The 12,871-nt window shown below is 68.8% G+C and carries 10 protein-coding genes and 1 other RNA gene; 10 read left to right on the top strand and 1 reads right to left on the bottom strand.

Annotated elements, in window-relative coordinates; genetic code table 11:
- Position 1: 1 nt before the first annotated feature.
- From G7043_RS12160 to G7043_RS12130, 7 genes are all read left to right on the top strand, one after another.
- Positions 2-1,180, top strand: a complete 1,179-nt coding sequence (locus G7043_RS12160) for an RNA polymerase sigma factor (RefSeq protein ID WP_166045642.1) — start codon at positions 2-4, stop codon at positions 1,178-1,180.
- Positions 1,181-1,182: 2 nt separating this feature from the next.
- The gene (locus G7043_RS12155; protein WP_166045767.1) at positions 1,183-1,749 is read left to right on the top strand and encodes a maleylpyruvate isomerase family mycothiol-dependent enzyme; all 567 of its coding nucleotides are present in this window, start codon (positions 1,183-1,185) and stop codon (positions 1,747-1,749) included.
- Between the two features lie 17 nt (positions 1,750-1,766).
- Positions 1,767-1,863, top strand: an RNA gene (gene ffs, locus G7043_RS12150) — signal recognition particle sRNA small type.
- A gap of 30 nt (positions 1,864-1,893) precedes the next feature.
- Positions 1,894-3,951 carry a DNA polymerase III subunit gamma and tau gene (locus G7043_RS12145; RefSeq protein WP_166045641.1) on the top strand — a complete coding sequence of 686 codons (2,058 nt, stop codon included), beginning with the start codon at positions 1,894-1,896 and terminating at the stop codon, positions 3,949-3,951.
- Between the two features lie 358 nt (positions 3,952-4,309).
- The gene (locus G7043_RS12140) at positions 4,310-4,612 is read left to right on the top strand and encodes a YbaB/EbfC family nucleoid-associated protein (protein ID WP_166045766.1); all 303 of its coding nucleotides are present in this window, start codon (positions 4,310-4,312) and stop codon (positions 4,610-4,612) included.
- A 3-nt stretch (positions 4,613-4,615) separates the two neighbouring features.
- Positions 4,616-5,224 carry a recombination mediator RecR gene (gene recR / locus G7043_RS12135; protein WP_166045640.1) on the top strand — a complete coding sequence of 203 codons (609 nt, stop codon included), beginning with the start codon at positions 4,616-4,618 and terminating at the stop codon, positions 5,222-5,224.
- Positions 5,221-5,739, top strand: coding sequence for a uridine kinase family protein (locus G7043_RS12130; RefSeq protein WP_313887819.1), 519 nt, complete (start codon positions 5,221-5,223; stop codon positions 5,737-5,739). The genes recR and G7043_RS12130 overlap by 4 nt, the downstream gene beginning before the upstream one ends.
- Here the strand turns inward: G7043_RS12130 and G7043_RS12125 are convergent.
- Positions 5,718-8,996, bottom strand: a complete 3,279-nt coding sequence (locus G7043_RS12125; RefSeq protein ID WP_166045639.1) for an AfsR/SARP family transcriptional regulator — start codon at positions 8,994-8,996, stop codon at positions 5,718-5,720. The genes G7043_RS12130 and G7043_RS12125 overlap by 22 nt on opposite strands.
- 216 nt (positions 8,997-9,212) lie before the next feature.
- Between G7043_RS12125 and G7043_RS12120 the strand changes: the two genes are divergently transcribed.
- Genes G7043_RS12120 through G7043_RS12110 form a run of 3 tightly spaced genes read left to right on the top strand, consistent with a single transcriptional unit; the run spans position 9,213 to position 12,869 of the window.
- Complete coding sequence (locus G7043_RS12120) at positions 9,213-10,892, top strand: ABC transporter substrate-binding protein (RefSeq protein ID WP_166045638.1); 1,680 nt, start codon at positions 9,213-9,215, stop codon at positions 10,890-10,892.
- Between the two features lie 43 nt (positions 10,893-10,935).
- Positions 10,936-11,940, top strand: a complete 1,005-nt coding sequence (locus tag G7043_RS12115; protein WP_166045637.1) for an ABC transporter permease — start codon at positions 10,936-10,938, stop codon at positions 11,938-11,940.
- A 5-nt stretch (positions 11,941-11,945) separates the two neighbouring features.
- Positions 11,946-12,869: an ABC transporter permease gene (locus G7043_RS12110; RefSeq protein ID WP_313887818.1), complete on the top strand. Its 924-nt coding sequence runs from the start codon at positions 11,946-11,948 to the stop codon at positions 12,867-12,869.
- Positions 12,870-12,871 lie beyond the last annotated feature (2 nt).

Here is a 12,871-nt window from a genome sequence, read left to right as displayed (position 1 = left end):
GATGAACGTCGAGCAGGTGTTCCGGGAGGAGCGCGGCCGGTTGCTGGCCACCCTGGTCAAGCGGTTCGGCGACCTCGACCTGGCCGAGGAGGTCACCTCCGACGCGATCGAGGCGGCGCTGCGGCACTGGCCGGTGGACGGGGTGCCGGACCGGCCCGGCGCGTGGTTGCTCACGACCGCGCGCCGCAAGGCCGTCGACCGGTTGCGTCGTGACCAGGTCTACGCGGCGCGGCTGGCGTTGTTGCAGGTGGAGGTCGACCGGGCCGATCCGCCGGCCGCGGACGTGCTGCCGGACGAGCGGCTGGAGTTGTTCTTCACGTGCGCGCACCCGGCGTTGCCCGAGGAGGACCGCGGCGCGCTGACCCTGCGCTGCCTCGCCGGCTTCACGACGCCGGAGGTCGCGCGGGCCTACCTGGTGCCGGTCCCGACGATGCAGCAACGGATCGTGCGCGCGAAGAAGAAGATCAGCCAAGCGCGCATCCCGTTCCGCGTCCCGGACCCGCACGAGCTCCCGGAACGCCTGCCCGGCGTGCTGCAGGCCGTCTACTCGATCTTCACCGAGGGCTACGCGGCGCAGCGCACCGACCTCGCCGAGGAGGCCATCCGGCTGGCCAGGATCCTGCACCGCCTGCTGCCGGACCGCGAGGTGACGGGACTGCTGGCGTTGATGCTGCTGATCCACGCCCGCCGCGACGCCCGCGCCGACCTGCTGGAGGACCAGGACCGCTCGCTGTGGGACCGCGACCTGATCGACGAGGGCAGCGCGCTCGTCGAGGTGGCGCTGACCGGCGGACACGGTCCGTACGGGGTGCAGGCCGCGATCAACGCGCTGCACGACCAGGCCCCCGATTTCGCGAGCACCGACTGGCCGCAGATCGTCGCCCTCTACGACGTCCTGCGGAAACTCACGCCGTCACCGGTGATCGCGCTGAACAGGGCCGCCGCGATCGCCATGCGCGACGGCGCCGCGGCGGGGCTCGCGTTGCTCGACGCGCTGGCCGACGAACCCAAACTCCGCGACTACCACCCGTACCGGGCGGCCCGCGCCGACCTGTTGCACCGCCTGGGCCGCGCCGCCGAAGCCGCCCAGGCCTATCGCGAGGCCATCGCGCTCGCGGGCACCGAACCCGAACAGGACTTCCTGCGCCGCAGGCTGACCGCCATCGAGGGGCAATCGTGATCATGAAGTGGCTGGAGGCCGAACGCCTGAGCGTCGCCGACCTCCTCGACGACCTGACCGACGACGAGTGGCAGCGCGAAACCCTCTGCACCGGCTGGACCATGCAGGAGATGGCCGCCCATCTGACCACCTCGACGCGCACCGGCTGGTGGGACGCGATCAAGGGCGCCGTCACGTCCGGCTTCAGCTTCGACCGGATGGGGGACCGCCAGGCGCGTGCGATCGCGGCACGGTTCACCCGGTCGGAGTTGATCGCGCAAATTCGCGAGACCGCCGCGTCGCCGAAACGGGCTCCGGGTGCCGCCCCGATCGATCCGCTGGTCGACTTCCTGGTCCACGGCCAGGACATCGCCCGTCCGCTGGGCCGCTCCCGTGAAATGCCTCTCGAACCCGCCCAGTCGGCCTTGGAGCACGTCCTGCGCAGCTCGTTCTACGGCGCCCGCAAGCGTTTCCCCAACGGCGAACTGCCTGCTCTTCCGGTGTCTGACCTGCTGATGATCGCCACCGGCCGCGTGTTGTCCACAACTGGGGACAACACTGTGGGCAACTCGAACATGCGTTCGATGTAGACCCTTCGCTACACTTGCGTCGGACCTCGTGCGGCACACATCTCGCGAACCTCCCCAGGGCCGGAAGGCAGCAAGGATAAGCGGGCTCTGGTGGGTGCACGGGGTCCCCTTTTTCTGTCGGGGTCCACCGGTACTGTTCCGGGCGTGGCGCTCGCTCTGTATCGCAAGTACCGTCCGGCCACGTTCTCCGAGGTCGTAGGCCAGGAGCACGTGACCGACCCGCTGCGCGTCGCCTTGTCGGCAGGCCGGGTGAACCACGCCTACCTGTTCAGCGGCCCGCGCGGCTGCGGCAAGACCTCGTCGGCCCGCATCCTGGCCCGCTCGCTCAACTGCGTGAAGGGCCCCACGCCCGACCCGTGCGGCGAGTGCAACAGTTGCATCGGCCTGGCGCCGAACGGCAGCGGCAGCGTCGACGTGGTGGAACTCGACGCGGCCTCCCACGGCGGTGTCGAAGACGCGCGCGAACTCCGCGACAAGGCCTTCTACGCCCCCGCCGAGTCCAAGTACCGCGTCTTCATCATCGACGAGGCGCACATGGTCACCACGCAGGGCTTCAACGCCCTGCTGAAGATCGTGGAAGAGCCGCCGGACCACCTGATCTTCATCTTCGCCACCACGGAACCGGACAAGGTCCTCCCGACCATCCGCTCCCGCACGCACCACTACCCGTTCCGCCTGATCCCACCCGGCGTGATGCGCAGCCTGCTCGAACGCAACTGCGCCGCCGAAGGCGTGGCCGTAGAACCCGCGGTCTTCCCTCTGGTGATCCGCGCGGGCGGCGGCTCGGCCCGCGACACCCAGTCGGTGATGGACCAGCTCCTCTCCGGCGCGGGCCCGGACGGCGTCAAGTACACCCAAGCCATCACGCTCCTGGGCGTCACCGACGCGGCCCTGATCAACGACGTGGTCGACGGCCTCTCCACCGGCGACGGCGCCGCAGTCTTCGGCACCATCGACCGCCTGGTAGAAGCGGGCCACGACCCCCGCCGCTTCGCCTCGGACCTCCTGGACCGCCTCCGCGACCTGGTCCTGCTCTGCGCAGTCCCCGACGCCGCCGAGCGCAACCTGGTCAGCGCCCCGGACGACGAGGTGGCCACCATGGTCGCCCAGGCAGAACGCATCGGCCCAGCAGCCCTGACCCGCTACGCCGAAATCGTCCACACGGGCCTGGTGGACATGCGCGGCGCCACCGCCCCGCGCCTGCTCCTGGAACTCCTCTGCTCCCGCATGCTCCTCCCGTCAGTGAGCCAGTCGGAAGCCGCCCTGCTCCAACGCCTGGAACAACTGGAACGCCGCCCACCAGTAGCAATGCCGGCCGGAGTTCCCGCAGCCCCCGGCGCACCCGCCCCGGCCATCAGCAGCGACACCGCCGCCGCAGGCGGCCCGGTCTTCACCCGCAGGTCCCAGCAACCGCCAACCGCCGAGCAGCCGAGGCAACCAGAACCACCCCGCCCAGCACCAACTGCGCCCCCGGCAGCCACCCCTCCCCCCGCCGCAACTCCCGCGCCCGCAGCAGCCCCGGCGCCAAGCCCGGCTCCGGTCGCCGCAGAACCCCCGGTCGCCGCTGCCCCCTCTGCCGCCCCGACCCCGGAACCCGCCGCCCCCACAACCGGCGGCATGGACGCGGCAGCAGTCCGCCGAGTCTGGTCCGAACTGCTGGCCGCAGTCCGCAACTCCAGCCGCAGCACCGAAGCAATGCTGACCAACGCCGTGGTCAGCGAGGTCGACGGCAACGTCGTCACCATCGCCCACTCCTCGGCCCCCTTGGCCCGCCGCCTGGCCGAACCCCGCAACACCGAGGCCATCGCCAACGCCCTGTCCGCAGTCCTGGGCGGCACCTGGCAGGTCCGCTGCACCCACGGCACCCCCAGCACCACAACCCAAGCCCCAACCCCCACCAAAGCGGCCCGCCCGGCCCCCACGCGCCCAAGCCAGGCAGCAGCAGCCCCGGCCCAACCCGCCCGCAAGCCAGAACCCCAACGCCCAGCCCCACGCCCACCGGCAGACGACGTCCCTCCGCCCCCAGAACCGCCGGAGCCCGACGAACCCCTCCCGCCGGAACCGGACGACGAAGAGGCAATGCTGGCCGAGGCAGCCCGCCCAGCAGACCCGAGCACCATCACCGAGGCCAAAGACCCCGAAGCCGTGATGCTCAAACTGCTGGCCGACGAACTGGGCGCCCGCCCGCTCAAAAAAGCCTGACCCGCACCACCGCAAGCACCACCCGCGAAGCGGCCCCTCAAGCCCAATGCCGGAGGCGAGGCGACGCGAAGGCGCAGCCGAGCCCGCTCTTGGCATGCCCACCAACGCAAGAAGCAACGCAACGCGCAGCCGTCCTGAGCAACAGGCGTGCCATCAACCCACGTGCGGCGCTGGCCCGGTTCTTGATCAGATTGGCGGGGTCCGGGGCGGAGCCCCGAGTCCCAAAACGCAACGCGCTCCTCGCAAGGTGACCACCCGCAAGACCGCGCCCCACCCAGGCCGAATCGTCGAAACCCGTACCCTGGACCTCAACCACCCACCCACGAGAGGACCAGCGGTGCAACCCGGTCAGTTCGACATGCAGGCCCTGCTCCAGCAGGCCCAGAACATGCAGCAGCAGATGGCAGAAGCACAGCAGCAGCTGGCCGAAACGCAGGTCACCGGCAACGCGGGCAACGGCCTGGTCACCGCCACGGTCACCGGCGGCGGCGAGCTGGTCAACCTCGCCATCGACCCCAAGATCGTCGACCCCGAAGACGTCGACACCCTCCAGGACCTGGTCATCGCCGCGATCAAGGACGCCAACACCAAGGCCCAGCAGCTGGTGGAGCAGAAGCTCGGCCCGCTCGCCCAGGGTGGCCTCGGCGGATTGCTCGGCTAACAAATGTACGAGGGCCCAGTACAGGACCTGATCGACGAGCTGGGCAGACTCCCAGGCGTCGGCCCGAAGAGCGCCCAAAGAATCGCCTTCCACCTCCTGGCAACGGAACCCGCGGACATCGAGCGTCTGCAGAACGCACTCCAGAAGGTCAAGGAAGGCGTCGTCTTCTGCGACGTCTGTGGCAACGTGAGTGCGGAGACCACCTGCCGCATCTGCCGCGACCCGAAACGGGACCTAGCCCTGGTCTGCGTGGTCGAGGAGCCCAAGGACGTCCAGGCGATCGAGCGCACCAGGGAGTTCAAGGGCCGCTACCACGTCCTGGGCGGCGCGCTGGATCCGCTGAGCGGTGTCGGCCCGGACCAGCTCAGGATCCGGCAGCTGCTCAACCGCATCGGCACGGCCACCAACGGGATCGACATCTCCGAGGTCATCATCGCCACGGACCCCAACACCGAGGGCGAGGCCACGGCCACCTACCTGGTCCGGATGCTCAGGGACTTCCCCGGCCTCACGGTCACCAGGCTGGCCAGCGGCCTGCCGATGGGTGGCGACCTGGAGTTCGCGGACGAACTGACGCTGGGACGTGCGCTATCTGGTCGCCGAAGCATGTGACCACCGCTCCACCGCGACTGGGCGACACCCGCCTGGTCGCGGTGGACGGTCCGTCAGGCGCCGGCAAATCCACCTTCGCGAAAAACCTCGCAGCAGAACTCGGCGCCCAACTCATCAGCACCGACCACTTCGCCACGTGGAGCGACCCCACGACCAAATGGTGGCCAAGACTCGTCCAAGCCCTCGACCAGGTAGCCGACGGCAAACCCGGCAGGTACCGGAAAACCGACTGGTCCCAAGGCTTTCCGTGCCCAGACCAAGGTGACGAAGTAGAAATCCGTCCACAAGGGACGATCATCCTGGAGGGTTTTTCCTCAGCCAGGAAAGCGAACACCCGCACCAGCCTCACCATCTTCGTCGACCACGGCGACGAAGCAACGAGACTCGAACGCGCGGTCCAGCGGGACGGCGAAAGCCAGCGACAGCACTTCATCCGTTGGCAGCAATACGAAAGAGGCTGGTTCGCGGTCGACGAGACCAAGGCCAGAGCCGACTACGTTGTCACCTCGAGCTGAGCCCGGACCACCCCGGCCTCGGGCGTGCCGATCTCGCTGAACACCTCGAGCGACGAAGCCCAGTACTCCCGAGCCGAATCCACGTCACCCAACGCGGCGGAAGCGTCGCCGGCCAACTGCAGAGCACGCCCGAACACCCAGCGGTGCCCGGAGTCCGAGCCGACGGAAGCCGCGCGCTGAGCGCATTCCAAAGCACCGTGGGCATCGAGGGTGTCGAGGTGGATGCGCCCGAGCACGAGCAGCACCTCCATCTCGGCGAGCCGGAACTGCGACCGACCAGCCTCGACGAGCGCCGAGGTCGCCATCGACAGCGCGTCCTCGTAGCGACCCACGCCGCGGTACGCCGACGCCAGCCCGCGGCGAGCGGAGCAGACGCCCCACGAGTAACCGGTCTCCACCGCGATCGCGAGCGCCGCCGAGAACTGCTCCACCGCTTCTTCGAACCGGCGAGCGCCCTCCAAAGCCCGGCCGAGCAGGTTCTGCGCGTCGCAGACGCTCTTGGCGTTCTCCAGGTCCTGCGCGATCTGCATCGCCGCAGAAGCCTCGACCGCGGCCTCGTCGTAGCGGCCGCGCATGATCAGCGTAATGGCCATGCCCTCGTGCATGGTGTGGCCGAAGTTGCGGGCGGCCGCACGTTCGTACAGCTCGCTGGCCCGCGCGAAGTAGGAGGCGCCGAGGTCCGGCGTGCCGCGCGCCGCGTGCACCTCGCCGAGGGCGCGCATCGAGTTCGCCTGGCTGATCCACGAGTCGAGGCGCGTGCCGACTTCCAGGGCTTCCTCGAACGTCGTCGCGGCGCGGTCGAGCTGGCCCAGCTGCATGTAGACGCCGCCGAGGTTGAACAGGGCGTTGGCGAGCACCTGGGTCGCGTTGACCCGGCGGGCGATCACCAGGGCGCGTTCGAGGTGGTCGGCGGCGTGTTCGAGTTCGCCGAGGTCGATGTAGACGCTGCCGGCGTTGGACAGCACGGCGGCCTCGGCCTCGGGCAGGTCGATGTGCTCCTGCAGGGCGATGGCCTGCTGGTAGTAGCCCAGGGCGTTGCGGTGCTGGCCCGTCACCCAGTACAGCGTGCCCAGCGACGACAGCATCGCGAGCTGGCCGAGTTCGTCACGCGGCGCGCGAGCGCCCAGCAGTCCCGCCTTCGCGGTCTCGCGCCACTCGGCGGTCAGGCCCTGCGTGTAGAAGTAGCCGCGCAGGGCGTCGGCGAGCTGCCACGGCGAGTTCTCGGGGTCGCGCTCCACGGAGTGCGCCACCAGCGCCACCAGGTTGGCGCGCTCGACGTCCAGCCAGGTCAACGCCTCGGTCGACGTGCTGAACGTGCGCGGCACCACGCTGTCCAACGGCGCGGGGCGCGGGAAGCGGAACAGCGTCGACTTCATCGCCGAGGTGGCGTTGTCGACCGAGCGCACCGCCCAGTCCACCAGTCGCCGCAACGCGAGCCGCGAGTCCGCGCGGCCCTCCTCGAACGCCAGGCGCTCGGCCGCGTAGTCGCGCAGCAGGTCGTGGAACTGGTAGCGGGACGGCGCGTGGTTCGCGATCAGGTTCGCGGTGGCCAGCCGGTCGAGCCGGCGGCGAGCGTCCTGAGTGGTCAGCCCCGACAGCGCCGCGGCCATCTCGGGCGTGAAGTCGGTGCCGGGCACCAAAGAAAGCAGCCGGAACATCTGCGCCAGCTCGGGCTTCAGGGCCGTGTAGGACAGGTCGAACGCCGCGTGCACCGCGACCCGTTCGTCGCCTTCGACCGCCAGCGCGGCCAGCCGGTTGCCCGCCCGCAACTCCTCCACGTAGTCCGCGATGGACAGTTCCGGACGCGACACGAGGTTCGCGGCTGCGATACGCAAAGCCAATGGCAAGTGCGCGCACAACGCCGCCAGCTCCAGCGCGGCGTCCTCTTGGGACTCGACCTCGTCCGCACCCAAAATACCCGCCAGCAACGACTTCGTCTCGTGCCAGTCGAGCACGTCCAACCGCACGTTCGACGCTGCGTGCGAGACCGCGAGGCCGCGCAACGTGTCGCGGGAGGTCACCAGCACCGCGCATCCCGGAGAACCCGGCAGCAGCGGCCGGATCTGCTCGGCGGACGACGCGTTGTCGAGCAGCAGCAACACGCGCTGGCCGGTCAGCGTCGACCGGAACATCGCCTCCTGCTCGTCCTGGTCGAGCGGCACCTGGTCCGGTTCGGTCCCCAGCGCGCGCAGGAACCGCGGCAGCACGTCGACGGCGCTCAACGGCGGGCCGGGGGCGTATCCGCGCAGGTTCACGTACAGCTGACCGTCCGGGAAGTCCGCGCGCATCCGGTGCGCCGCGTGCACGGCCAGGGCCGTCTTGCCCACCCCCGGCGGCCCGGCCAGCGTCACGACCGGCACGCCCTGCGCGGTCCGCAGCAGGGCGATGATCAGCGACACGGCCTCGTCGCGACCCACGAAGTCGGGGATGTCCGCGGGCAGCTGGGACGGCACGACCCGCTCGGGCTTCGCGGCCACCACGGGCACGCCGGCCGACGCGGCGGCCACCGCGTCGATCGACCCGGACAGCACCTGGCTGTGCACACGCCGCAGCTCGTCGCCGGGATCGATGCCCAGCTCCTCGCCCAGCAGACGGGAAACCCGCTGGTAGGCGGCCAGTGCCTCGCTTTGGCGGCCGGACCGGTACAGCGCCACCATCAGCTGCGCCCAGAACCGCTCGCGCAACGGATGTTCGCTGGTCAGCCGCGACAGCTCGGCCACAAGCTCGCCGTGCCGGCCCAGTTCGAGATCGACCTCGACCCGGCGCTCCAGCACGTGCAGGCGGCGTTCGTTCAGCCGCGGCACCTCGTCGCGGTGCAGGATCTCCGACGGCACGTCGACCAGCGCCGGACCCCGCCAGAGCCCGAGAGCGGCGGCGAACGCGGCCGAGGCGGCCTGCAGGTTGCCGGCGGCGCGCTCCTGCTCGCCCTGGTCGATCAACGGCTCGAAGCGCATCAGGTCGATGGTCTTCTCGTCGACGTCGATCAAATAGCCGTCCGGGACGGTCCGGATGGGCACCGACGGCCCGAGCAGCTGTCTGAGACGCATCACATAGGTCTGCAACGTGGCGCGAGCGCGGGCCGGCGGATCTTCGCCCCACACGTTCCCGGCGAGCTCGTCCACGGACACCGAAGTGCCCGCACGCAGCAACAACGACACCAGCAGCGCCCGCTGACGGCCCGCCCGGACCAGCAGTGGTTCGGAGTCGAGGAGGACCTGGAGGGGGCCGAGCACGCGGAACTCGACCTGCCTGCTCATGCGACCTCCTCCGCGTGTCGTTGTTGTTTCTACAGCCTAGGAGAGCGTTCGACGTATCCGTGGTGCTCACGTTGGGTCAGCGAACGTGCGCCAGACGTATCAGAATGCCTGGTCTAGTGGCCGGATCGTGACCTGAGTAGCCCCGGAGGGGGTATGTACAACGGTTATGGTCGGCGACCACACCGTGAGATGTGCGGATTGTCCAAGGGGTGTTTGATGGTCCACTCAGTAACGGCTCGCCGCCGTTGGGTTGCCGCGATCGGCTTCCTCAGCGTCAGCGCGCTGGCCCTGTCCGGTTGCGCGCAATCCCAGCGCGACTCTGGTGGTGGCGGCAAGGAAGGCGGCACGCTGACCTTCGGTGCCGCCGGCGCGCCGAAGCTCTTCGACCCGTTCTACGCGACTGACGGCGAGACCTTCCGGGTCGCTCGTCAGATGTACGAAGGCCTGGTCGGCTTCAAGCCGGGTACCGCCGAGGTCGAGCCCGCGCTGGCCACCAAGTACGAGTCGAGCGCCGACGGCAAGACGTGGACCTTCACTCTCAAGGAGGGCGTGAAGTTCCACGACGGCTCGGACTTCAACGCCGAGGCCGTCTGCTTCAACTTCGAGCGCTGGTACAACCAGAAGGGCGCCGGCCAGTCCGACGCCGTCTCGCAGTACTGGCTGGACAACTTCGGCGGGTTCAAGACCACGCCGGACAAGCCCTCGCTGTACAAGGCCTGCACGGCCAAGGACGCCAAGACCGCGGTCATCGAGCTGAACGAGGTCACCTCGCAGTTCCCGTCGGTCCTCGGCTTCACGTCGTTCTCGATCTCGAGCCCGACCGCGTTGAAGCAGTACGACGCGGACAACGTCGTGGCGGCTGGTGACGCGTTCACCTACCCGGCCTACGCGAACGAGCACCCGACCGGCACGGGCCCGTTCAAGTTCGGCAAGTACGACAAGGCCAACAACACCGTGGAGCTCGTGAAGAACGACGCCTACCACGGCACCAAGGCCAAGCTGGACAAGATCGTCTTCAAGATCATCCCGGACGAGACCGCCCGGAAGCAGGCGCTCAAGGCCGGCGACATCGACGGCTACGACCTGCCGAACGCGGCGGACTGGGCCGGTCTGAAGACCGACGGCTTCAACGTCGCGATCCGTCCGGCGTTCAACGTGTTCTACCTGGGCATCAACCAGAAGAACAACCCGAAGCTCGCCGACCTCAAGGTTCGCCAGGCCCTGATGTACGCGATCAACCGCGAGCAGCTGGTCAAGTCGCAGCTGCCCGAGGGCGCCAAGGTCGCGACGCAGTTCATGCCGGACACCGTCAACGGCTACAACAAGGACATCAAGGCCGTCGGCTACGACGCCGCCAAGGCCAAGTCGCTGCTGGCCGAGGCCGGTGCCTCCGACCTGACGCTGAAGTTCTACTGGCCGTCCGAGGTCACGCGTCCGTACATGCCGTCCCCGAAGGACCTGTTCGGCGCGATCTCCGGTGACCTGCAGGCCGCCGGCATCAAGATCGAGGTCACCACGAAGCCGTGGAACGGTGGCTACCTGACCGAGGTTGACCAGGGCATCCCGGACCTGTTCCTGCTCGGCTGGACCGGTGACAACGGCACCGCGCACAACTGGGTCGGCACGTTCTTCGGCCGCACCGACAACCGCTTCAACACCGGTGTGTCGCCGTGGGGCAAGACCCTCGCGGACGCCCTGGCCAAGGCCAACTCCGAGCCCGACGAGGGCAAGCGCACCAAGCAGTACGAAGAGATCAACAAGCAGATCATGGAGCAGTACCTGCCCGCGATCCCGATCTCGCACTCCCCGCCCGCTCTGGTGTTGAAGTCGGACATCAAGGGTGTCGTCCCGAGCCCGTTGACCGACGAGAAGTTCGGCCCGGCCTCCAAGGGCTGAGCTGGACTAGCTCCCACCACAAGAGAACAACGGGGTAGCTCAAGTGCTCCGCTACACGATTCGACGGCTGATTCAGCTGGTCGGCGTGGTGCTGGTGCTCTCGATGTTGCTCTTCGCGTGGTTGCGACTTCTCCCAGGAGGGCCGGTTTCGGCCCTCCTGGGAGAACGCGCTACGCCGGAGTCGCGCGAAGCCCTCACCAAGCAACTCGGCCTCGATCAGCCGATTTTTGTTCAGTACTTCAAGTTCCTCGGTCGCGCCGCGACCGGTGACTTCGGCGTCTCCACCGGTGTTCAGCCCGGTGACTCGGCGCTCGACATCTTCCTCCAGCGGTTCCCCGCGACGATCGAACTCAGCTTCTTCGCGATCGTGATCGCGATCGCGGTCGGCGTCCCGCTCGGATATCTCGCCGCGAAGCGTCGCGGCGGCTGGTTCGACAACCTCAGCGTCGTCGGCTCGCTGATCGGTGTGGCAGTGCCGGTGTTCTTCCTGGCCTACCTGCTCAAGGACGTGGCGTCATCCAGTCTCGGCCTGCCCTCGCAGGGCCGGCAGGACGCGATCGACGCCACCCGCGTCACCGGGTTCTTCACCCTCGACGGTCTCATCACCGGCGAGTTCGACGCGACGCTGAACGCACTGGAACACCTGATCCTGCCCGCGATCGCGCTCGCCACGATCCCGTTCGCGGTGATCTTCCGGATCACCCGCGCGGCCGTGCTCGACGTGCTCGACGAGGACTTCGTGCGCACCGCCGAGGCCAAGGGCCTCACCGCACCGGTGATCCGCCGCCGGCACGTGCTGCGCAACGCGATGCTGCCGGTCGTCACGACGATCGGCCTGCAGACCGGTGCGCTGCTCTCCGGCGCCGTGCTCACCGAGAAGGTGTTCTCGTTCGCCGGTGTCGGGCAGGCGCTCGCCATCGGGTTCGAACGCCGTGACTACCCGGTGCTACTGCTGTTGATCATCATGGCCACGATCGTCTACGTCGTGGTCAACCTGCTGGTCGACCTCTCGTACGCGCTCATCGACCCGCGCATCAGGACGAGGTGAGCGCAGTGGCACTCGGAGTGACCAAGAAGGAAAAGATCGACGGTCTCGCGGAGTCCGCGGGCGTCTCGCTCGCCGCAAGCGCGTGGAAGAGGCTGCGCCGCAGCCCGGTGTTCCTCATCGGTGCGACGATCATCGGCATCTTCGTCGCGCTCTCGCTGCTCTCGCCGTGGCTCGCCCCGCACAACCCGTCCGAACCGATGCTGATCGAGCAGGTCGTCAAGGCGCGCAACGAGATCCCGCCGCCGCAGCCGGGTCACCCGCTCGGTGGCGACCTGCAGGGCCGCGACTTCCTGTCGCGTCTGCTGGTCGGCTCGCAGCAGACGTTGATCGTCGGCGTCGGCGCGACCCTGATCGGCCTGGCCGGCGGGTTGATCCTGGGCACGCTCGCGGGCGCGCTCGGCGGCTGGGTCGACTCGGTCGTCATGCGCATCGTCGACGTCATGCTCTCGCTGCCGTCGCTGCTGCTCGCGTTCTCGATCGCGGCGATGTTCGCGAAGCCCAGCCAGTTCACCGTGATCCTCGCGGTCTCGATCGTGCAGATCCCGGTGTTCGCCCGGCTGCTCAGAGGCTCGATGCTCGCGCAACGGCACAGCGACCACGTGCTGGCGGCGACCGCGCTCGGCGTGAAGAAGAACGCGATCGTGTTCCGGCACATGCTGCCGAACTCGCTCAGCCCGGTGATCGTGCAGTCCACGCTGGTGCTGGCCACCGCGATCATCGAAGCGGCGGCGCTGTCGTTCCTCGGCCTCGGCAACCCGGACGACCGGATCCCGGAGTGGGGGCAGATGCTCGGCGACGTGCAGAACGTCTTCGACACGCATCCGCACCTCGCCGCGTGGCCCGCGGTCTGCATCATCATCGTCGCGCTCGGCTTCACGCTCATGGGCGAGACGCTGCGCGAAGCCCTCGACCCGAAGAACAGGCGGTGAGT

The organism is Lentzea alba (assembly GCF_011067745.1).
GTDB classification, from domain to species: Bacteria; Actinomycetota; Actinomycetes; order Mycobacteriales; family Pseudonocardiaceae; genus Lentzea; species Lentzea alba.
The sequence above is the reverse complement of the archived record's forward strand: the minus strand, read 5'-3'. Positions and strand labels throughout refer to the sequence as shown.

Coding starts and splice junctions, on each gene's coding strand:
- G7043_RS12140 (WP_166045766.1), top strand. CDS start 4,310: ATGCAGGCCCTGCTCCAGCAGGCCCAGAACATGCAGCAGCAGATGGCA.
- G7043_RS12155 (WP_166045767.1), top strand. CDS start 1,183: ATGAAGTGGCTGGAGGCCGAACGCCTGAGCGTCGCCGACCTCCTCGAC.
- recR (WP_166045640.1), top strand. CDS start 4,616: ATGTACGAGGGCCCAGTACAGGACCTGATCGACGAGCTGGGCAGACTC.
- G7043_RS12120 (WP_166045638.1), top strand. CDS start 9,213: ATGGTCCACTCAGTAACGGCTCGCCGCCGTTGGGTTGCCGCGATCGGC.
- G7043_RS12160 (WP_166045642.1), top strand. CDS start 2: ATGAACGTCGAGCAGGTGTTCCGGGAGGAGCGCGGCCGGTTGCTGGCC.
- G7043_RS12125 (WP_166045639.1), bottom strand. CDS start 8,996: ATGAGCAGGCAGGTCGAGTTCCGCGTGCTCGGCCCCCTCCAGGTCCTC.